The sequence below is a fragment of the Pinibacter soli genome, from assembly GCF_029961145.1.
GTDB classification, from domain to species: Bacteria; Bacteroidota; Bacteroidia; order Chitinophagales; family Chitinophagaceae; genus Pinibacter; species Pinibacter soli.
Map to the genome: position 1 here is coordinate 1 of NZ_JASBRG010000001.1, position 22473 is coordinate 22473.

At 41.6% G+C, this 22473-nt stretch carries 13 protein-coding genes and 1 tRNA gene; 4 read left to right on the plus strand and 10 right to left on the minus strand.

Annotated features, from left to right (window positions below):
• Positions 1–363 precede the first annotated feature (363 nt).
• The 8 genes from QJ048_RS00005 to QJ048_RS00040 all read right to left on the minus strand — a co-directional run bounded on the left by QJ048_RS00005 (position 364) and on the right by QJ048_RS00040 (position 11729).
• Positions 364–1119 (minus strand): DUF1573 domain-containing protein, encoded by a 756-nt coding sequence (locus tag QJ048_RS00005; RefSeq protein ID WP_282332204.1) that lies wholly within the window; start codon positions 1117–1119, stop codon positions 364–366.
• 79 nt (positions 1120–1198) lie between these two features.
• The gene (locus QJ048_RS00010; RefSeq protein ID WP_282332205.1) at positions 1199–2227 is read right to left on the minus strand and encodes a discoidin domain-containing protein; all 1029 of its coding nucleotides are present in this window, start codon (positions 2225–2227) and stop codon (positions 1199–1201) included.
• Positions 2228–2256: 29 nt separating this feature from the next.
• Complete coding sequence (locus QJ048_RS00015; RefSeq protein WP_282332206.1) at positions 2257–3561, minus strand: BT_3987 domain-containing protein; 1305 nt, start codon at positions 3559–3561, stop codon at positions 2257–2259.
• Between the two features lie 24 nt (positions 3562–3585).
• Positions 3586–4611, minus strand: a complete 1026-nt coding sequence (locus QJ048_RS00020) for a glycoside hydrolase family 18 (RefSeq protein WP_282332207.1) — start codon at positions 4609–4611, stop codon at positions 3586–3588.
• A gap of 25 nt (positions 4612–4636) precedes the next feature.
• Complete coding sequence (locus tag QJ048_RS00025) at positions 4637–6256, minus strand: SusD/RagB family nutrient-binding outer membrane lipoprotein (RefSeq protein ID WP_282332208.1); 1620 nt, start codon at positions 6254–6256, stop codon at positions 4637–4639.
• A 22-nt stretch (positions 6257–6278) separates the two neighbouring features.
• Entirely contained in the window at positions 6279–9584 is a 3306-nt protein-coding gene (locus QJ048_RS00030; RefSeq protein WP_282332209.1) for a SusC/RagA family TonB-linked outer membrane protein, read from the minus strand.
• Between the two features lie 271 nt (positions 9585–9855).
• Positions 9856–11043, minus strand: a complete 1188-nt coding sequence (locus QJ048_RS00035) for a FecR family protein (RefSeq protein ID WP_282332928.1) — start codon at positions 11041–11043, stop codon at positions 9856–9858.
• An 80-nt stretch (positions 11044–11123) separates the two neighbouring features.
• Entirely contained in the window at positions 11124–11729 is a 606-nt protein-coding gene (locus tag QJ048_RS00040; RefSeq protein ID WP_282332210.1) for an RNA polymerase sigma factor, read from the minus strand.
• Positions 11730–12118: 389 nt separating this feature from the next.
• Between QJ048_RS00040 and QJ048_RS00045 the strand changes: the two genes are divergently transcribed.
• The gene (locus QJ048_RS00045) at positions 12119–13351 is read left to right on the plus strand and encodes a purple acid phosphatase family protein (RefSeq protein WP_282332212.1); all 1233 of its coding nucleotides are present in this window, start codon (positions 12119–12121) and stop codon (positions 13349–13351) included.
• A 670-nt stretch (positions 13352–14021) separates the two neighbouring features.
• Here QJ048_RS00045 and QJ048_RS00050 read toward each other — a convergent pair.
• Positions 14022–14095, minus strand: a tRNA-Pro gene (locus QJ048_RS00050).
• Positions 14096–14350: 255 nt separating this feature from the next.
• On the minus strand, positions 14351–16498 hold the full coding sequence (metG, locus tag QJ048_RS00055; protein WP_282332213.1) for a methionine--tRNA ligase: 2148 nt from the start codon (positions 16496–16498) through the stop codon (positions 14351–14353).
• A gap of 206 nt (positions 16499–16704) precedes the next feature.
• Between metG and QJ048_RS00060 the strand changes: the two genes are divergently transcribed.
• The 3 genes from QJ048_RS00060 (at position 16705) to QJ048_RS00070 (ending at position 22405) form a co-directional block, all read left to right on the plus strand.
• Positions 16705–17730, plus strand: a complete 1026-nt coding sequence (locus QJ048_RS00060; protein WP_282332215.1) for a S66 peptidase family protein — start codon at positions 16705–16707, stop codon at positions 17728–17730.
• Between the two features lie 898 nt (positions 17731–18628).
• Complete coding sequence (locus tag QJ048_RS00065) at positions 18629–19744, plus strand: helix-turn-helix domain-containing protein (RefSeq protein ID WP_282332217.1); 1116 nt, start codon at positions 18629–18631, stop codon at positions 19742–19744.
• Between the two features lie 282 nt (positions 19745–20026).
• Positions 20027–22405, plus strand: a complete 2379-nt coding sequence (locus QJ048_RS00070) for a 3-hydroxyacyl-CoA dehydrogenase/enoyl-CoA hydratase family protein (RefSeq protein WP_282332219.1) — start codon at positions 20027–20029, stop codon at positions 22403–22405.
• The last annotated feature ends 68 nt before the right edge of the window (positions 22406–22473 follow it).

The following is a 22473-nucleotide window of genomic DNA, read 5'->3' on the forward strand; positions in this document are numbered from 1 at the left end:
GAACGATAAACTATAATCCTTCTGGGTCCTTTTTAGATTACCACTCTTTGTTGCTTTCATTGTATAAGTCAACTTTTGTGTCAACTTATTTCAGGACGAGGCAAGTCCTAAAATAAAAAAGTCCGTTGAGAATCACTCAACGGACTTTTTCAGCCCTCCTCACTGGACAATTTTCGAACCGGTTTATTGCAACTACATTGTTATTGGTTGGCAACATACTTCGGTTCGACCCTGACGATTGAACCAATGCTAATACAGGTTCATTATGGTTGCTCTAATCAAAAGCAGTGACACAGATGTTGCATAAGACCCAAAATCGCAATGTCATGCCGGCGAAGTAAACATCTTCTTAAATTATTGCAGCTAATTGGCGATTGAGGCTTTCCGTTTGTTACTATTCAACACTTTTATATCCAACGATTCTTTTGATTGTTTACCGTTAATCGTCGGGTATAAGCTCAACAATACATCATTCTTTGTGTCAGGCATGGTGAAAGTAAATGTCATTACACTTCTTTGTTTCGGTTTTAATTTGCCCGGGTTGGTAAATTTTAAGCCGGGATTTTTTCCTTTTGCAGTGAAGGTCAGGTTGATTGATTTGCTTGTATTATTTGCATAATGCAATTGCATTTGTTGGGTTTCTCCCGGCTTCATATAACCGAATGCCATCACTTTCAATCTGAGATAGATCCCGTTGCCGAAGTTGTAAGGATAATCTTCTTCCACCGGATGTTCCGCAGGTGTTACATTTCCCTGTACCCAAATGCGATTATAGTCTTGACTATTGTTGCTATACACAATGATCTCTTTGGAAAAAAAACCGGATTTGTATTCGGGGTCGAAGGTGATGACAACGCGTCCTTTCTCTCCCGGTTTCACAGGGTCTTTGGAAATAATTTTGCCTATGCATCCGCAGTCGCTTCGAATATCATTGATAACCACAGGTGTTTTGCCGTTGTTCTTAAACACAAATGCATGCGTCACTTTTCCGTTTTTTTCAAGCACAGTTCCGAATTCATGCGTACGTTCTTCAAAACTGATAACTGAAGAAGGCGTTTGCGCATGCAGGCATTGAACAAACAGAAAAACACTTATAAAAATTGAACAGCAAAGCTTCATAGAAAGTTGTGAGTAATGAGTTTTGAGTAATGGGTTTGAGTAGTGAGTAACTCAAAACTCACTACTCAAAACTCATTACCTATTGAGCATACACATCAAACTCCACTACTCTATAGTTTTGAGTATTGGTAGATGTTGGGTAAGATAGTTTCAATCTCACATACCTGGCCTGAATCGCCTGATAAAACAAGATGTAATTATAGCTCGATGCATATGTAAGATTGGCTTTTAACGGCGCACCGATGTAGTCATAGTTAATACCATCGTTACTCAGGTACACACCTATCTGTGAAGGCACATAAGTAGCGGAGTTAGCCGTATACAAACGTATGCCTGTTACATTTTTAGATGCCTGCATATCCACATCGATTTGACCCGGTGATGCGGACCATCTTGAGTAGGTTGTTAAAGAAGCATCCGTAACGCTGCCGGTTGTTGTCAACGCGGGCGAAAAAGATGCGACCCACGATGTACGTGGTGTTATCAACGCACCTATCACATCACTTGTAGTAGCTAAGTATTTTATTCTTCTTTGCTCAACGTTTGCTACAACGTATGTTATTTGTGTGGTGGTGTTGTCTGTTATTTTACCTGCGCTATTGTTTGATAACGTTGTCAGTTTTATAGGGGCCATGTACGCCACACCGGTCATCGCTCCCAAATTAGCAGGATCGGTAGGAATCGTAATTGAGTCCGTAGACATGGTATTGCCTTTGGCAATGTGTGCAAGTAATCCGTCCGTTTTTAATATACCGGCCGGAAACGGCAAGTAATTTGTGTTATGCGCAGCATTGTATGCACTGATCAATGATGTATCCAATACGGCACTAATCGTAGCGTCAGCCGTTGTAGCCTTTGTTGCAAGCACCGGAAATTGTATGTTAGCCGGTAGCGTTGATGACAGGTTTACCAAGCCGCTGCCGGCAGTATTTGGAATGTTTACCAAACTATAATTCAATGAATTTTGCGGTGCATTTCCCGGGCTTGTGATATTGGTGAAGAATTTTGTTTCTGTGTCACCCTTCACATCGTAGTTTGTTTCTTTGGTACATGATGCCATCACCAAACCTGACATGATACAAGCGGCAAAATATTTTCTGTTTAACATGTTTGCAGTTTTTGAATTTGATGATAGAATTATTGGCTGCATTTATTCAATGCATCGTTGGTCCATATTACATACTGGGATTTATCGGCAAGTGTCAGCTTATCATCACCCAAAGCATTCGGATCCCAATATACTTTTGTCCAGTCCATATCATACTTAGCCCCTGTTGCTGTTGCGGCATTGTGGAATATACTTCCGGCGCCTTCGTTCAATTTCCAATACGCCAGCAAACCGTTTGATCCCGGATCAGCACCGCAAAGGTTCAGCTTGATTTCGCTTGCAGTTAAAGCACGATTCCATACGCGGCACTCGCCAATCCTGCCATTCACGTATTGTTTAGTATCATAACCTCCCCATACTTGTCCGAAGGTCATACGGGAAAATTCCAATACCATGGAGCCGGTTACTTCTGCCTGTTTTACACCATCTACATACATGGTGCACTTGTTGCCGTCATACGCTAAGGATATCATGTACCATTGATTGGCATTGAAGTTATACGCGTATGCGCTACCTAGCGAACCTATCAATTGCAAAGAGTTGTTCGGGCTTCCTAATTCTGCGTAGCGCAAACCAATATCGGAACTCTCCATTTGATTTTGCCAATGCACCAATGTTTGTATCGGTTGCGGGTTGGTATTACCATCGCCTGTACGATAAGCATAAATAAGGTTCTTGATCTCCAATGTAAAGTTTGGTAGCAATACAGGGTTTGCTGGATCGAACAACGCGGAGGCATTGAAGCGACCACGTGTGCCGGGTGTGCCTGTGGTGCCTGCGTTTGAGTTGTTCATAGATACTGCATTGAAGCTGTATATCCTTGCTATTCTTAAGAAGATGGTTCTTGAAGATTCAAGCACGGTTGCATTTCCGCCGGTAACGGTTCTAATACTTAAAGGAATTAAGTAAGAACGACCGTCCAGTAATGGTGCAGTAGAAATTACTTTCACTGTTACCGCTGATGACACAGATGAACCCACTTTGATTACTGTTGTCAAATTGGATATATCGATGGCTGCAGCCGGCGCAGCAAAGTATGTTGTGTTATGTTCTTTATTGTATATGGCAACAGCCGCTGTATCCAATGCAAACGTAACAGTTGTATTAGCTGTTGTTTTGTAAGTGGATGTTGCGGTAACCGAGTATTGAGACGGTGTATTTTCCACCGCAAATTTTACGATGGGGCTTACTTCCGTACCGGTAGCAAGTATCACGGGTTGTCCGAAATCACCTCCGACTCCGGCCGTTTTTTTGGTACAATTAGAAAGGGTCAGCAACATGCAAGCTAACAGCAAGATGTTTGTGCCCAAGGATTTTTTTATATTGATATTCATATACCGTTTTTTTGATATTAAGTATTAATGAGCTGCCGGATTTACGATCTGAATACATCTTCTTACGTTGTAATACGGCCCCATGCTCGAGTAATAATCACGATCGAAATAAAATGCACCGAAACCGGCTTTCTTTCCTTGTGTAGGACTCCAACGTGCCATACCTTCCATCGAATACATTTGTGTGCCGTCTGTTGTTAGCGTATTGCCGTTAGCTTCCGTAAAAGGAGTACCGCCATTGGCAGAAAAATCACCAAAGTTTTCCTGCACAATAAATTTTCCCGGAGGAATTGCTGCGGCATTACTATTGTAATAGTTCTGAAGGTTGGTTGCATTTTGTACGCCGCCCGTTCCTTGTGAATATGCCTGGCGAACAAAGTAACTTGCATATTGCCCTGTTGCAGCAGGAGGATTAGATGAATAGAAATCGATACACAACAACTTACTTGGATCTTTGCCCATCGCCCCGAAAGATTGGCCCACGTATTTTATCAGGATCACAAAATTGTTGGAAGTGGTCCACACGCCTGACGATGGTTCATAGTCAAAGTCAACTCCGTCGATGTTGTTATTATTTACCTGGTCAATTACGTATTGGCCATACGCTACTATGGACGCGCTGTCTTTTATAGCCACGGTATCACCCGGTGCACGTACAAACTTCGATATGTTGCTTGCATCCATGTGCGCTACAAAGCGGGTGCCTTTCTTTTCTCTGCAATACTGCATATCGGAAAGCGCAAGTGGTTGCCAGTCTTTTGTGGGAATCCCCATCCACAGGTTTACTATGTCCAAACTATCGGGAAGTCCCATAATGCGCTCTCCCCAGGAGGCGGATTCTTTATTACCGGTAGCTCCCGCAATGGGTGCATACGCCGCATAATAGCCATAGAACATCTGGTGATTTGTTTGCTTGTATGCCTTTAAATTGGCATAGTATTGATCGTCGTAAGTGAAAGGCTTTTGTATATCCAAAGCCTTGGTGTCTTTATTGCAAGCCGTTACCGAAAGCAGCAATAGTGACAATATGAAGAATGAAAATATTTTCATAACAATTCGTTTTGTATGCAATTGATTATTTTTTATCCCACCACAATTTTGTTCCGCCGCCGTCTGCACCGCCTAAAAGGCTTACACCGGTTTTTACTCCAGCAGCATTGTTGTTATATTCCGATTGCGGAAAAGGAATGCGACGTACCTGGGTTGCGGTATTAATGGTACCATTGCTGTTATTGGCAACAACGGGCAGTAGTTTAGGATAACCGGTACGACGGAATTCTGCCCAACCTTCCGGCCCGTCGGGATAAAGCGCTAACCATTTTTGCGTGATGATCCTTTCCAGATTTGTTTCAAAAACATCGCTTGCATTCCATGCAATTTTAATGGTGCTCGGTGCAGTAATGTTGTTGCCTGATTGTCCGCTGTTGTCCGTAAATGCTGCGGGCAATGCTGTATTGTTTGCTGCATATGCAGCGGCATCTGTAGCTTGCAGGCCGTTCTCTGCAAATGATGCAGCGATACCCTGATTGTAAAAATCCTGTGCAATACCGCCCATGTTCCATCCGCGCAGTGCACCTTCTGCTCTTAAGAAATAAGATTCCGCAGCCGTCATCCAAACAATCGGTGTGGTACCCATGTTCATGTTTAAGCTTGAAATATTGGTGCCCGTGTAGGGTGTCCATGTAGTGGTAACGATACCCTGGCGCACGCCGTGATAGTTTCCGTCGGCCGCTTTGGTAAAGTAAGCAGGTCTGCGCGGGTCCGCATATCCGTTCATGAATGCATCCATTGATGCGCTCATGCGTGCCTCTCCGGCATTAAATGAATACGCAATTTCATACAACGGATGATAGTAGTTGATGAGGCTGTGTTGTATAACGGCCCTATCGTTTGTGCTTGTAATAACACCGTAAGGATTGGCAATTGATTTTTCTGCTTCGGCTTGCGCCAATGCTGCATTTGCATATACTACGCGCATTGCCAAACGCAAGCGAAGTGTGTTGGCAAATTTTATCCATGCGGCCACGTTACCGCCATAAATAAAATCGTAGCTTTTAAGCAATGTTGCAGAAGGATTGCCTTGCGCAAAAGGCGTCAACACATTGATAGCTGAATCCAATTCATTAAAGAATTTTGTATACACATCCTGCAATGAACTGTAGTTATTTTGCAAAGAACCGCTTTGGTAGTTGTTGTAAGGAATGGGCCCGTAAGCATCTGCTACGCGATGCATGGCTTCCACTTTTACGATAGTTGCCATCGCTGTTATTTCCGGCAGGCCATCTGCAGTTGCAGCCGTTTTAACGGATTGCCATGCCGGCATTATAGACGCAAATCCGGATGTGAATGTTCTTTCTATCCATGACTGAATAAAATAGTAGGAACCGTTGTGTACCCCACCGTACCATGTACCGGTAGGCGCTATATAATTGGAATACACATCGCTTGTTAAACCTTGTGCTACCTGGTAATCGCTGGAAAGATTAGAACCGTCTTTAAACAATACCACGTTGCGCTGCATTTGAGCAAAAAAGGTACCCGTTTTTAAATTATCGGTGGCCATCATCTCTTCTGTTGCCTCGTTTGGATTGGTATTGTATTCCGAAAAATTCTTGGTACAGCCGGCACATAATATCATTAACAATACACCCGAAAGTGTACGATATTTTTTAAAAATTGTTTTATCTGTTATCATAATAAAGATAATTGTCGAATGATCAGAAATTAAGTTTTACAGAGAACCCATATGAGCGAAGGCTCGGCATCATGAAATAGTCGATACCCTGGAAATACGTTTGCGTATTCGCCGTTAATTCAGGATCGAACGGAGCTTTGTTGTACAACATAAGCAGGTTGCGTCCGATAAATGATACGTTTGCTCCTTTTAAAAAGCTGGTCCATTTTGTTACCGGGAAGTCATATCCCAATACCAACTCTGCTAAACGAACGTTCGTAGCATCATAAGTGTACATAGATGCAATACCCCCTGTAGCGCCTGCACCAATAGTTGAATAATAATCTTTAGCGGGCACTTTATATCCGTTCAACATTGCTCCGCCCGCATCACGTGCATCTGCGGAAGCTTTTGAAACACCGAACGCATCCATAATAGCTTGTGTGTTGGATACAACAATTCCGCCTACACGTGCCGTGAACAGGAAGTTCAGGTTGATGCCCTTATATTTTAAGTCGTTTCCCCAACCCACATTGTACAGTGGATTGTTGTTGCCTGCATACACAAATTTGTTAGGCTCTGCAATTACTTTTTGAGAACCTGGGTCCACATAATATGCGCCGTGCTCATCTACCCTTAATGTATTTACATAAATATCTCCCATGGAGCCGCCTTCTTTCAACACCATTTTATAACTACCGGTACCACTCATATCCAATTCATGCAATGATGTTACCTGGCCCGTGAGAGGATTTGTCCAACCCGGCAATAGTTCTACGACTTTGTTTCTGTTGAGAGAATAGTTTACATACGTGCTCCAATTCAAGTGATTGAATTTTGTGGAGTATCTTACTGTTGCTTCCAGGCCTTTATTGTCTATACGGCCGCCGTTTACAATAACACTTTCAGAACCTGATGTAGAGCTTAGCGAAGGCTCAAAGTATTGATTGAAGGTACGTGAACTGTATGCTGTCGCATCAATCTTTAAAGCACCCTTGAACAATACCACATTCAAACCGACTTCCAATGATTTTGTCAACTCGGGTTTCAAATCAGGATTTGGCAAACGTATTTGTGTTCTGGGGTAACCGCCTGCCAGTGCGTACGTAGGAATGGTTAAGAATGGATCAGGTTCATTACCTACTGCGGAATAAGAAGTACGCAATTTCAAATAGTTCAACACATCGGATTTAATAGGCAACAGGTCCGTTAATATGCCTGAAAGCCCGACGGATGGATAAAAGAATGATTGACTGGTTGACTCTGCCAATGTAGATGCCCAGTCGTTACGCGCCGTTACATCCAGATAGATTTTGCTTTTATAACCCAGTTGCGCACTTGCAAAAACGGATTGTTTTTGTTTGTGGTAGCCAGTTTGAGAAACGTCTGTAAGTGATCTGTCAACGTTCGCATAGGAGTACAAATTTGCAACGCCCAATAATTTACCGCCGTACAGGTCCTGGTTATATTGTACATCTTCAATTGATGCACCTATGTTGGCAGTTAAATTGAAGTGGTTTGAAATAGCTTTATTGATGTTCAACAATACATCACCATAGATCTGACGAGTGTCCAGGTTGTTGAGTGAGTAGTACCCGTTGTTCGATGCAAATAGCGTATTGGTGGATGCGGCGAACTTCTTCTCATTTTTTTCATTGTCTTTATCCATCTTAGCACGAGCGGAAATGTTCATCCAGCTATTGATGTTGTATTTAAGCGACAACGAAGTCATGTAGCGTTCTTTTTTGTTTTGAAAAAGATCGCGTTGGGTTACCCAATAAGGGTTCTGCATCGTTAAACCATTGTCACCGTAGGGCCAGAACTGCGTCATCATGTTCCTTGAAGGGTCATATCTTTCAAAAGCTTTTACTCTGTTGAAATCATCCCCCGGAGGGAACAGGTACACTGCCACCAAGGGGTTGAAGTATTGACCCTGAGAAATCATGTTTTGCTCGTTCACCAATCCTGTCATAAAACTGACATCCATGGTTAGTTTATCGTTCAGGAAAGTAGTGGTATTACGCGCCGTGAAGTTTGTTCTTCCATAATTGTTATTCGGAACGATGCCGTGGGATGTTACGTTGCCCAACGAAACGTAAGTTTGACTTCTATCCGATCCTGCTGACAATGTTACACCCGTGGTAGTATTCATGCCTGTCTGAAAAAAATCTGCAGGTTCGTAACTTGAAGGAGTGTTCAATTTATCACCCCAACTGTAATAGCTTCCCACGTCAGATTGTCCGTAAGTATTTTGAAACTTAGGCAACAACAGCGGATTGGAGAACATAGTAGAATTGGAAACACTAATAGCCATCCTGTTTTTCGTTCCCTTTTTAGTGGTGATCATGATAACGCCGTTGGCGGCCGCGCTACCGTACAATGCAGCAGCAGAAGGACCGCTTAGCACTGAAATACTTTCTATATCATCGGAGTTTAGGTTTGATACAAAGTCACCTGTTTGGCCGGCACCGGAGAAGATGTCTTCTGCCTGACCTCTCACATTGTTGGGCATAGGAATACCATCAATAACATACAGGGCATTATTGTTTCCACTGATGGATTTTACACCGCGCATTACAACACGTGAAGAGCTACCCGTACCTGCGGAAGAGGCGTTGATGGTTGCTCCCGCAATTTTACCTGCAAGGCTATTTACAAAATTTGCATCTTTTACTTTCGTTACTTCATCGCCAGCTAGTTCCTGTACGTTGTAAGAAACGGCCCTGGCTTGCTTTTTAATGCCTAAAGCTGTTACCACGACACCTTCTATCTCCTTCTCGGCACTCTTCAATACTATGGTAATAGATGTGCGGCCGTCGATAGGTACTTCCTGTGTTGCATAACCTACGTAGCTTATTACCAATATTTGATTCGGCTCTGCATTGATCGTAAAGCTGCCATCGTTTTTTGTAAAAGTTGCGGCACCCTGCTTATTTTTAATCGCAACGGTCGCTCCTTCCAAAGGCGTTTTCTCCGCGTTGGTAACAACGCCCGTTATCTTTATTAATGCAATTGCCGGCGGCGGTAATGTGGCGGCATTATTCACCGTAGAAACATTTTTTTCTTTCAGGAAGATCGTGCGATCGTTGATCTCATAGTTTACCGGTTGGTCCTTGAATAAAAGCTCCAGGAAGTTGTCGAGCTTTGCATTCGTTACCGATAAAGTTACCGGCTTTGCATCGCGCAAAAGTCCTTTGTTGGCAAACACCGTGTAGCCTGTTTGTTTTTCTATTATAGTAAACACTTTGGTAAGCTCTACATCCTTACCAGAAAATGTAATGGTTTGGGAAAAAACATTTGCGTTCGCTTTCAGCAAACCCAATCCCAAAAAAAGAATAATCAATTTCATAATAAACAGCGTTTTGGTGAGTAACCGCTGCATCCGGGGTAATCTTCGCTGCAATAAAGCCGGTGGCTTTACGTCAATTAAAAATTCCCCTGCGCCCCGATTACAAAGAGCAGTTTTTTGCATAACTTAACGTGTGGTTTGGTTAATAAATACAGTTTTAGTCGACTAGCTTATGACCTGAACCATTCACCGTCGGGATTGCCGTCCCGGCGGCTTTTGTACAGATCAGCCTTTTTTGTTGTGTATTGTTTGTGAGTTAAAACGATTTTAATTAAGGCATAACTATCAGCTTGCGCCCTTCTATCCGGAAATGTACTTTGGAAATGCGTAAACCTTGCAATACTTCCGACAAGCTTAAATTTTTCTGCATCTTTCCAATGAACTCTATGGAAGGCACTCCTTTTTCATAAACGACGTCGATATCGTACCAGCGCTCCAATTGCCTCATCACTTGCTCAAGCGTGGCATCGTTAAAATCAAACACGCCATTTTTCCATGCCATCACTTTATCTGTATCCACATCTTTGTTTAGGCTCATGTGCGCATTGCCTGATACCTGCGCTTGCTGGCCTGGTTTTAATAATATTTTTTCATCTCCGTTGCTGACGCGTACGGAACCTTCCAACAATGTTGTTTTTAAACTTTCTTCATTTTGATAAGCATTAATGTTGAAGTGTGTGCCCAATACATCAACCTCTGTTTTATCATTCACTGTTACGTGAAACGGCATGGAGGTATTCTTAGCTACTTCAAAATATACTTCACCGGTCATCTCTACGTTGCGGATATTGCCTGAAAACGTTGTCGGGTAACGCAATGATGACGCGGCATTCAGCCACACTTTAGTGCCATCAGGTAACATAATTTGAAATTGCCTGCCTTTAGGTGTTGTTACCGAATTGTATGCAACGTTGCTTGCTTCTGTTGCATTGGTGGCATACTTTAATTGTCCGTTTGCCAAAGAAACTTTGGCTCCGTTTTGATCGGCTATAACTCCGTTTCCCAGGCTGTCCAGTACCATTTTACTGCCATCGCTCAATGTTAGGATGGCCCCGTTTTTACCGGGTGCTATATCTGTTTTGGCAACGACCTGTGTTGCTGTTTTTTCCTGCTGAGGTTGTTGATGATTGAGTTGGAAGTAAACTCCGGTTGCACCCAGCAGTACGATCAATACTGCAGCGTAACGCAACCAGGATTTGCGGAAAAGTTGAACAACGGGTGATGATGTTTTTGCAGAATGTGCCAATATATAAGGCAACTTGCTTTCCAGGCGTGCAATGATCGCGGGATCAATCTTATCGATGGAAACGGGCGTTTGCAGTTGTTGCATGATCAGTTCCGCCGCTGTGGGGTCCTGTTCGTGGGTGCCGAGCCAGTCTATTAAAATTTGGGCATCGCCGGGGGACAGTTTCCCTGCTAACAATTGCCTGAATAAACCGGCATATTGATCGGAAGTCATTTTCACGCTCGTTAGATTTGTTGTAACCGGGAACGGTCGAACAATGAAAATGGGGGGATACCCGAAAAAAAAAATTACAATTATTTATTATGAAGTTGTTCGGCGATTATCAAAACCAATGACAATGCGCCGTCGGCGCTCCGGCTGAGTATATATTTTTTGATGGACCTGGTAGTGGTTGCCAAATACTCCTTTACGGTCTGCGGCGAGATTCCCATTTTTTCCGCTGCCTGTTTATAGGTGTACCCTTCTTCTTTTACGAACTGGTAAACCTTCTTTTGTTGGGGAGAAAGATGCTCCAATGCAGCATTTAAGAGTTTCCTGGATTCATGAAAACTAACTGCTTCTTCTATATGCAAATAGTTTTGATCGGCAGCCTCCATAAATTTTTCAAACAATTTACGGTCGTGTTTAAGCCTTCTGAAATGGTCGTGCGCAAGGTTCTTCGCTATGCGGTACATGTAGCCGGTAAAATTTTCCGCAATGCCGATACTTTGTCTTTTTTGCCAGATCCGTGTAAAAAGTTCCTGCACCATCTCTTCTGCTGTTTCCTGATCGTGTATCATTCCGAGCAAGTTTACATACAATCGCGGGCTGTAATGCTTATAGAGCGAAGTAAAGGCAACTTCGTTACCTTCCTGCATTTGTTGTACAAGCAAAGACTCGTTATGTAAGAATTCGGACAAGCGATGGAAATTTGTCCTACAAATAACAGTGAAATTTTCATTTTCTCCCAAAAAAATCAACAAACGGCAAGTCCTTTGCAATTTACGGGTACTATTGGTCATTTAGAAGGTCAAAATTACAAGTCAATGTGCTGCCGGTAAGTCCTGATGTTTCTACAACCACGCTGTTCGACATGTTCCGCAGGACATGTCGAAGAAAAGATAACAACGGATTTTTAAATCCCAAATCAACCGATTATTTGTACAGGATGTAACATCCATTTTATCTGTCGTTCGAGATGTCCTGCGGAACATCTCGAACAGCATTGATTATAAATGGCACAAACGTTTGCGTATTATTTATTGTTTGTGTTAGTTTATTTTTCAGGCTTACTTAATATTCTATTTAAATGGAGCAATATAAAAATAATAGTCGTCGCAAATTTTTACAATCACTTTCCGTTTTAAGCGGAGCCACCATAGCTGGCAGCTTGTTGCCCGATACTTTGCATGCAGAGTCTACTCTTTTGAAACCTGCGAACCCTTTGGCTGGACATGTATTTACCGCTACACCATATTTACAACATCCTACGCCAGATTCTATGGTAGTGATGTTTATTACCAACCTTCCATCTTATAGCTGGGTAGAATATGGGGAAACAGATGCGCTCGGTCAAAAAGCGCAAAGCGTTACAAACGGGCTGGTAGATGCCTATACCCGTATTAACCGGATCAGGTTGAACAAGTTGAAACCAGGTACAAAATATTATTACCGGGTGGTATCAAAAGAAATTACTTATTTAAATCCTTACAGCTTAAGCTACAAAAGCACACTTCAAAGCGATGTTTTATCCTTTACCACCCCGTTGGAACATCCGGAGGCCATGACCTGCCTGATAATGAATGATCTTCATGACAAACCGGAGTCTATTCCGCATCTCATGAAATTAAACGGGGGCAATTCTTACGATTTCGTTTTCTTTAATGGTGATGTTTTCAATTGGCAGGTTGATGAACAACAAATAGTAGACCATATGCTGCAACCCTGCATCAGCACCTTTGCGAGTGAAAAGCCTTTCCTGTATGTAAGGGGCAATCATGAAACAAGAGGTCAATTCAGACGGGAATTGCATCATTACTTTTGTAATCCGCAAGGCAATCAATACTATACTTTTACCTGGGGGCCTGTTCACTTTACTGTGTTGGATACAGGTGAAGACAAAACAGATGATCACAGGGAATATTCCGGGATTGTTGATTTCGATGCTTATAGAGAACAACAACAACAATGGCTGAATGAAGTATTTCAAAGCCGGGCTTTTAAAAAAGCTCCATTTAAAGTGGTGCTAATGCATATACCACCTTTTTATTCAGGTGACTGGCATGGCACCATGCATTGCCGCGAACTGTTCAATCCGCTGTTTAATAAACATCATATTGATATGTGCATCAGCGGTCATACGCATACATATGGCGTTCATGCGCCGGAAAAAGGGCAGCACCAATACCCGGTTATAATTGGCGGTGGCCCTAAAGAAGGAACACGCACCCTGATTAAGTTACAAGCCGAAGCCAGAAACTTACGATTGACCATGCTGGATGATAGCGGAAAGGAAGTAGGAAATTATACCGTGTCAAAATAAAAAAAAGTGTGACCCTGTTTAATGGGGCCACACTTTTCCACGCTTCCACGCTCTTCGACATGTTCCGCAGGACATGTCGAAGAAATGATAACAAGGAATTTTTAATTCCTTAGTTCAACCGATTATTTGTACAGGATGTAACATCCATTTTATCGCTGTTCGAGATGTTCTGGGGAATATCTCGAACAGCGCGATAAATAAATGGGGCACAAATATTCCAATTATTCCAAGAACCAAAACCGAGCCGCCACGAAATGGATATGAAGCCATTACACCAAATATACACGCGGCGAATACAATTGCCCCAACTATTGAAAACAATAGAACGTGTTTTTTAAATATTGCTATCAAGGTTGATAAAATGGCTATAATAGCAACATATTCAGCCGTAAAAACTCGTAAAGATACACTCCATTCTACACCTCTTGAATATATAAGCCCCATTCTATGTGCTATATAATTCATCAATTCATATCCAACCACATAAAAAATAATTGAAAGAGAGGAACAATAAAATTGTAATGGCCTACTTTAATTTTTTTCATATGCGCTATAATTAAAAATAAAAAAGTCCGTCGAGAATTGCTCGTCGGACTGTTCCTTTAATTTTTTGCTTGCCTAAAGCAACTAAAAAAGCCAGCATCTCTGCTGGCCTTGTTACTTTTTTCCGTCGGGGTGGCAGGATTCGAACCTACGACCTCCACATCCCAAATGTGGCGCGATACCGGGCTACGCTACACCCCGATTGATTAATTTTAGCAGTTACTATCCTTAATCGTGGGGTGCAAAAGTAGGGATTTTGCCCAATACAAAACAAACATTTTTCGAAAAAAATTTCACCCTGCTAAAGAACTCCGTTTCAAATGCTTATCTGGCGTGAGATATAAAAAGAAATAAAATGTGTCAGAAAATTGAAAATTGAAAGTTGGCCTCCCTCAAACTTTCCACTCCATAATCTTTACACAATTTCAACTTTCAACTTTCAATTTTCAACTTCCCCTAGCTCACTCCTGAGCCAGCATTAATGACATTCTCAGGTTTTACAAAGTGTAATTTTCCGGAAGTGTCTTCTGCCATTAATATCATACCGTTGCTTTCGATGCCACGCATTTTTCTCGGCGCAAGATTGGCTACAACAACCACTTGTTTGTCGATGATCTCTTCTGGCTTAAAATGCATTGCAATGCCGCTAACAATTGTTCTCGTTTCAAAACCAAGATCAACGCTTAACTTCAAAAGCTTATCGGCTTTTTCAACTTTTTCTGCGGCCACAATGGTTCCTACTTTCAAATCGATCTTTGCGAAGTCATCATATACAATCTCCGCTTTAAGCGCAGGTGCAGGTTTCTCCACTGGCACTTCCTCTGCTTTCGCCGCGCCGTTTGCTGCGGCTTTGTTTTCTGCCGTTGCTTTGGCTAATCCTGCCTGCAATTTTTCTACCTGGGCCTTTACTTCATCATCTTCTATTTTTCTAAACAAAATTTCAGGCGCACGCAAGGTATAGCCCACACTCAGCAATTTCATTTTGCCTGCATTTTCCCAATCCAGCATCTTGTCTACCACCTTCATCATGTGCAGCATTTTTTGTGCTGTATTTGGCAAAAATGGATTGATAAGGATTGCAAGGTTTGCGCATAACTGTAAACTAACATGCAAACAGTTGTCAATCTGTTTCTGCAACTCGGGTTGTTCAGCCAGTTTTTTTTCAACTTTCCATGGCTCTTTTTCCTGCAAATATTTATTGCCGACGCGGGCCAGGTTGATTACTTCAAAAAGAGCGTCTCTGAATTTATAGTCTTCAATAAGCGATTCTACTTTCTGTTTTATCCTTATAATTTCATCGCCTGCAAACTTGTCTTTTTCATCAAAAACATCTGCATGCAGCGGTGGCACTTTTCCACCACACAGCTTGTGCATCAGCACGAAGGTTCTGTTTACAAAATTGCCGAATATACTCGCCAGTTCACTGTTGCTTGCATCCTGAAAACCCTTCCATGTAAACTCACTGTCTTTAGACTCCGGAGCAATTTGTGTAAGGTAATAGCGCAATACATCCACCATTTGAGGACCGCCGTTTTCTTTCTTCACAAAATCATCAATGTAATCCTGCATTTCAAGTTTCCAGTTACGGCTGGTGCTCATCTTATCCCCCTCCAGGTTCAGGAACTCATTTGCCGGCACATTATCAGGTAAAATGTTGCCATGCAGTTTCAGCATCACAGGGAAAATAATACAGTGGAAAACGATGTTATCCTTTCCAATGAAATGAACCAGTTTCGTGTCTTTATCGTTCCAGTATGGTGTCCAATCTTTACCATTATCAATCGCCCATTGTTTTGTTGCGCTGATGTACCCAATAGGTGCGTCAAACCACACATACAACACTTTTCCTTCAGCGCCTTCTACGGGTACTTTGATGCCCCAGTCTAGGTCACGGGTTACGGCACGAGGCTGCAAACCTCCGTCTATCCAGCTTTTGCACTGCCCTACCACGCTGGCCCGCCAGTCTTCTTTGTGATCCTGCAGTATCCATTTGCTTAAAAATTCTTCGTGACGGTTCAATGGCAGATACCAGTGAGTGGTTAATTTTTTAACAGGCGGCTGTCCGCTTAAAGTACTCACAGGATTGATTAGTTCGTCGGGGCTCAGAGCAGTTCCACATCTTTCGCACTGATCGCCATAAGCGCTTTCGTAGCCGCAATTGGGACAGGTTCCTTTTATATAACGGTCGGCCAAAAAAGTTTTAGCCTGTTCGTCATAATATTGTTCAGTTTCTTTTGTTTCCAATTCGCCGGCGTTGTTTAACGCAGTAAAAAACTCCCGTGAAGTTTCGTGATGCAAAGGAGAACTTGTGCGGTGATATATGTCAAATGAAATACTGAGGTCAGCAAAATTTTGTTTGATCAGCTCATGATATTTGTCGATGATTGCCTGCGGCGTTGTGTTTTCTTTCATCGCCTGTATGGGAATTGCCGTTCCATGCTCGTCGCTACCGCATACAAACGCCACATCGCGTTTTTGCGCACGCAGGTAACGCACATAAATATCCGCAGGCAGGTAAGCGCCGGCCAGGTGTCCCACATGTTTCAATCCGTTCGCGTACGGCAAAGCTGCCGTGATCAAATATCTTTTAGGTTGTGTCATCATATTCGTTTTTTGAAGAAAGCCCTGCTTTCAGTTATCTGCAAAAATACTAATTGAATTATTGAATTACTTAATTATTGAAAAGGCGCAGATGGCGGAAGGTAGCCAGTTCATTTTCAAATTCTTCCGCCTGCCATCGGATGATCGATCCGGCGGGAACCTGACGGGCAGGAAATTGCCACATTTTCAAATTAATATATCTTTAAATAATGAACCGTAAAAACTTCCTTTCTTCTACCATACTGGCTTCGGGAACCCTTTTTGGCTTCGCCAAATCACCGGCAGTCGAGCCTGCGGAAACGGGAAAACCAATGATCATTCCGCCATATCTAAAACCGGGTGACGTAATCGGAATTACCAGTCCTGCCGGATTTATTACTGCGGATGAAATTAAACCTGCCATTCAACAAATGGAAAATTGGGGATTTAAGGTAAAGGTCGGTCAAACTATAGGAAAAAGAGATTTTACATTCGGCGGTACCGACGCTGAACGGGCAAATGATTTGCAGGAAATGATGGACGACAACTCCATTAAAGCGATCATGTGTGCCAGGGGCGGCTACGGAATGGTAAGGATAATTGACAACCTAAACTTCAGCAATTTTAAATCAAATCCAAAATGGATCATCGGCTTCAGTGACATTACCGTTATGCATTCACAACTGAGTCACATGGGCATTGCTTCTGTTCATTCAAAAATGTGCAATAGCTTTCCGGATAATTTTGCGACAGCAGAACCTATTCAAATTGACACTATCTTATCAATTTCAAAAGCATTGAAGGGTGAGAAGATGCGTTATGAAATCACACCAAACGAAAAGAATGTTGTTGGCATTGCAGAAGGAGTGCTTGTAGGAGGCAATTTAAAAACTATTGAAAGTTTAGCAGGATCCGCCTCAGATATTAAGACGGAGGGAAAAATATTATTTGTGGAAGATACAGGCGAATATTTATATAGTATTGACAGAATGTTTTGGAACCTCAAAAGGACCGGCAAACTAAATAATCTTGCCGGGCTTATTGTTGGCGGTTTTAAAATTAAACCGGATGATCCGGGTGAAGCGTTTGGAAAAACTGTGCAGGAAATTGTAACGGAAAAAATAGCAGCGTTTAATTATCCCGTTTGCTTTGATTTTCCTGTTGGTCACCAAAAAAATAATTTCGCGTTAAAGTGCGGAATTAAACACAGATTAGAAATTGGCAGCGTTCGATGTTCATTACAGGAATTAAACTAAAAAGAGACTTCGTGCAACAGCCCCATAACCTAACAATAGAACCAACACAATAACAAGTCACAGTAGCTTGTGAGATAAATAATTTCAGGGAAAAATTATTATGCCGCCTTTCTTTTTGTCTTTTTCATAAAGGACAATTTATTATTTAATAGGGACGACCTCACTACATCAAGCAACACAGCAAACAGTCTGCCGCTCTCTTGATGGCTACCTTTTAATAAAATCCTTTTAATAAAATTTATTGTCCTTTTTAAAGACAACAGTTTTAAATGCGTATATACTTTTGCTATGCATTTGAAACAACCTTATCCAATGCAAATTTGAAACAAACCTTATCCAATGTAAAAAAACCGTTTCAAATAATCTATCCTTGAAAAGACAAGCATCCTAATAGACTTGTTAAACCTACATGCGGTGTGACATTAATCAAATAATCAGCACCTATTCTATGAAAAGCGGAGGGCCTCATGCGCCTCCGTTTTTTTTGCATTTCCATACAATAACTGAAAGCAGCTATTCTTGCATTCACTCCATTATTCAATTAGCCTTTAATAAAATTTCATCACAGAAACTGGTTATTCAGTTTTCCAACATTTTCGTCGCTTAAACACAACCTTTCTACTAGTTATCACATCTTAATCCGGATAAAACATTTTGAAGTCTTAATTGGATAAACCCAGACTCAAAATCACCACATTCGAAAACAGGCCAGTCCCATTTGGCAAATCAGATACTTACCACTGACAATAATTTTATATCTGATAACAAAACTGTTCTTACACCACGATGAAAATAATGGAAAGCATAATCATGCCTTTAAGAATTTAGGCCTGTCGTGTATTTCTTCAAAATAGGCGCCTTACTGACATTTACCTTAAATATCTTAATAAGCATTACTATGAAAATTCAATTTAGAAAAGACGACATAAGCAATAGATGGCTGAGTGACGTGGTTAGTCGTATGAACGAGACGTTAAATACGCATATAATCATAGAAAACAATCGAATGATCTTTCCTCCTGACATTGCAGAGGGCACTTGTTCATACCATAAATTGTCGGCAGACGTAGAAATCTCCATTGTTGATTTAACTACAAAATCACCTTTAGTATTCGAACGTCTTGCAACAAAAAATGATCTGTTTTACACAATGCATATTAATTGCAGTCCGCATCCTGTTGATCACTTTGTAAATGGCAAAAAACACAAAATTGGAGGCACTGCGAATTCTGGTATTTACTGGTCATCATCAGACGTTCCATTTGCATTTAAAATTGAGCCAGATAAAAAATTTCAGGCAGTTTTTATATGCATTTCAAAGGAATATCTGCAAAGTATACTTTGGGATTCGGACTCTCCTATCGGTGTGTGCACAATAAAAAATAAAATGGAAAGGGTATGTGTACTAAAAGCCAATGGAGACTATGAATGCGATCTCGACAAAGGGATCGAAAGATGTATCATCAACAAGGACGAACATATTATTGCAAGCAGTTTATATTGTTCTCTCGGCACAGCCAAATATAATCTTGTTCAGGAAATCATCAGGTTTGATAAAGACAGCACCGTTCCGGAAAAAATAGTTATAAAAGGAGACGTATTGAAGATCCTCGCACTGTTTATTAAAAAAGTAGCATCAGAAAAAAAGAAGCAATCAGAAAACAAAATGCAATTTGGCGACGCTGCGAGGATCATGACGATTAAAAAAACTATCGATGAGGGAGCACATTTTAAACATTTTTCATTGGAGGAACTTGCCAGACTTGTAGGCATGAGTAAGACAAAAATGAAGGTTAAGTTTAAAGAAATCGTAGGAACAAGTGTTTACAAATATTATATCGACATACGCATGCAACGTGCGAAGGACATGCTATACAGTAATCCCCGCTCTATTACAACGCTTGCTTACGAAATGGGTTTTAAAACAGTGAGCCACTTCTCACAATTATATAAAAAATACCATGGTATCAATCCTAATTCCATCATTGTAGAAAACAGGAAAAACTACTTTTAGAGTCAAAGTTAAATATTGAGAGTTGTTCGTTTTTTATTATTGGTAGTTGCCAGCTTTTATGGCGCTGCTTAAAATGAAATCTGACAACTCTCAACTTCAATTCCTACCCTTCCACTTTCAAACCTCAACTTCGCAACGCTACTTTTCGTTTATTAATTTTTGTTTGTTTTTTTCAAATCCTTTATTAAATTTATTTAATTTCGATAAATTAGTTGTTTAACTAACCTTTTTCAATTCCATTGCATTTTCAATTTTCAACTTTCAATTTTTAATTAAAAAAGTATGAAACGTACGATCAAAAAAGTTGCCGTATTAGGAAGTGGTGTTATGGGTTCGCGTATTGCTTGTCATTTCGCAGGTATCGGCGTGCAGGTTTTGTTGCTTGATATTGTACCCAAAGATGCTGCGGATAGTTCAGACAGGAAATTGAGAAATAAGATAGTTGATGATGCGCTTGCTGCTACTTTGAAAAGCAATCCTTCTCCAGTTTACACCAGGGATGCGATCAAAAAAATAACCACCGGAAATTTTGATGACAACATGAAAGACATCGCCGGTTGCGATTGGATCATCGAGGTGGTGGTAGAAAGACTTGACGTTAAAAAAATCGTATTCGAAAAAGTGGAGCAGTTCCGTAAGCCGGGTACTTTGATCACTTCAAATACATCAGGCATACCTATTCATTTAATGACCGAAGGCAGAAGCGACGACTTTAAAGCACATTTTTGCGGGTCGCACTTCTTCAATCCTCCTCGATATTTAAGACTGCTGGAAATTATTCCAACGCCGCACACTTCACCTGAGGTAGTTGATTTCCTCATGCAATATGGAGATCTGTACTTAGGAAAAACAACTGTTCTTTGTAAAGACACCCCAGCTTTTATTGCCAATAGAATTGGGGTGTATGGCATCATGGCCATCTTTAAGCTGGTTGAAAAAATGGGCTTGAGTATTGACGAGATTGATGCATTGACAGGGCCAATTATCGGTCGTCCAAAATCAGCAACTTTCCGCACCGCAGACGTGGTGGGCATTGATACGCTTGTAAAAGTAGCAAACGGCGTTGCAGAAAATTGCCCGAATGATGAGCAAAAGGATACATTTAAAATTCCTGCGTGGCTGGATAAAGTTGTAGCCCACAACTGGCTGGGCGATAAAACGGGACAGGGATTTTTCAAGAAAACAAAAGGCGGTAGTGGTGAAAAAGAAATATTGGTATTGAATCTTTCTACACTTGAATATGAGGCCCGCAAGAAACCAAAATTTGCAACCGTAGAAGCAGCAAAACCAATCGACGATCTTAAAACAAGATTGAAAGCATTGGTTAGCGGAAATGATAAAGCAGGTGAGTTTTATAAACAGTTTCACTATGGTTTGTTCTCCTATATTTCTCATCGCATTCCGGAAATCAGCGATGAGCTTTACCGCATTGATGACGCTATGATGGCGGGCTTTGGCTGGGAGATCGGTGCATTTGAAAGTTGGGATGTTTTAGGCGTTGCCAAAACAGCGGAAGCAATGAAGGCCGGAGGATACACCGTAGCTCCATGGGTGGAAGAAATGTTGCAAAAAGGATTTTCATCTTTCTATAAAGTAGAAAATGGCAAGCGCCTGTACTATGATATTGAAAGCAAATCTTACAAGCCATTGCCAGGCGGAGAAGCATTCATAGTAATGAAGAATTACGAAAACCAAACTGTATGGAAAAACAGTGCCTGCCGCACTTATAATTTAGGTGGCGATGTACTTGGACTTGAATGGAACACCAAACTAGGAACGATTGGTGGTGAAGTATTGGAAGGCATTCAAAAATCGATAGCACTTGCTGAGGAAAAATATAAGGGCCTCGTAATTGCTAACGATGCTCCGAATTTTTCTGCGGGTGCAAATGTAGGTATGATATTCATGTTTGCCATTGAGCAGGAATATGATGAACTGGATATGGCGATACGCATGTTCCAGAACACAATGATGCGTGCACGGTATTCTTCGGTACCGGTCGTAGTGGCACCGCATGCATTAGCACTCGGCGGTGCATGCGAACTGAGTCTCCACAGCGATAAAGTTTGTGCTGCCGCAGAAACATATATTGGCCTGGTGGAACTTGGAGTTGGACTTATTCCCGGTGGTGGCGGTACAAAAGAGTTTGCGCTTCGCGCAGCAGACGAAATGCATGAAGATGAGCCAGAAACCATTACTTTAAAGAATCGATTCTTAACTATTGCAACGGCAAAAGTAGCTACGTCAGCCGCCGAAGCGTTTGATATGGGCATTCTGCGAAAAGGTCATGATGAGATTGTAATGAATCCCGGAAGAAGAATTGCCGATGCAAAAAACAGTGTGATAGAAATTTTCGATCGCGGCTATACAACACCTGCTCAACGTACTGATGTGAAAGTCCTTGGCCGTTCTGCGTTGGGTGCATTGTATGCAGGAATCAACGGAATGTGGCGTGCCAACTATGCAACCGATCATGATGTAGTGGTTGCAAAAAAACTCGCTTACGTGATGTGTGGCGGAGACCTTAGTGAACAAACTCTTGTTAGCGAACAATATTTGCTTGATCTCGAGCGTGAAGCTTTCCTTAGCCTTACCGGTGAAAAGAAAACACTCGAGAGGATACAGAGCGTGTTGAAGGGAGGAAAGCCGGTGAGGAACTAGAAATAATTGAATAACTGAATAACTGAATAAGAAAGCCCCGTAAACACGGGGCTTTGCTTTGCTTATGA

What these genes read in the sequence shown, in the direction of transcription:
- QJ048_RS00005 (WP_282332204.1), bottom strand. Translation starts at nt 1,119, where the DNA reads ATGAAGCTTTGCTGTTCAATTTTTATAAGTGTTTTTCTGTTTGTTCAA.
- QJ048_RS00010 (WP_282332205.1), bottom strand. Translation starts at nt 2,227, where the DNA reads ATGTTAAACAGAAAATATTTTGCCGCTTGTATCATGTCAGGTTTGGTG.
- QJ048_RS00015 (WP_282332206.1), bottom strand. Translation starts at nt 3,561, where the DNA reads ATGAATATCAATATAAAAAAATCCTTGGGCACAAACATCTTGCTGTTA.
- QJ048_RS00020 (WP_282332207.1), bottom strand. Translation starts at nt 4,611, where the DNA reads ATGAAAATATTTTCATTCTTCATATTGTCACTATTGCTGCTTTCGGTA.
- QJ048_RS00025 (WP_282332208.1), bottom strand. Translation starts at nt 6,256, where the DNA reads ATGATAACAGATAAAACAATTTTTAAAAAATATCGTACACTTTCGGGT.
- QJ048_RS00030 (WP_282332209.1), bottom strand. Translation starts at nt 9,584, where the DNA reads ATGAAATTGATTATTCTTTTTTTGGGATTGGGTTTGCTGAAAGCGAAC.
- QJ048_RS00035 (WP_282332928.1), bottom strand. Translation starts at nt 11,043, where the DNA reads ATGACTTCCGATCAATATGCCGGTTTATTCAGGCAATTGTTAGCAGGG.
- QJ048_RS00045 (WP_282332212.1), top strand. Translation starts at nt 12,119, where the DNA reads ATGGAGCAATATAAAAATAATAGTCGTCGCAAATTTTTACAATCACTT.
- metG (WP_282332213.1), bottom strand. Translation starts at nt 16,498, where the DNA reads ATGATGACACAACCTAAAAGATATTTGATCACGGCAGCTTTGCCGTAC.
- QJ048_RS00060 (WP_282332215.1), top strand. Translation starts at nt 16,705, where the DNA reads ATGAACCGTAAAAACTTCCTTTCTTCTACCATACTGGCTTCGGGAACC.
- QJ048_RS00065 (WP_282332217.1), top strand. Translation starts at nt 18,629, where the DNA reads ATGAAAATTCAATTTAGAAAAGACGACATAAGCAATAGATGGCTGAGT.
- QJ048_RS00070 (WP_282332219.1), top strand. Translation starts at nt 20,027, where the DNA reads ATGAAACGTACGATCAAAAAAGTTGCCGTATTAGGAAGTGGTGTTATG.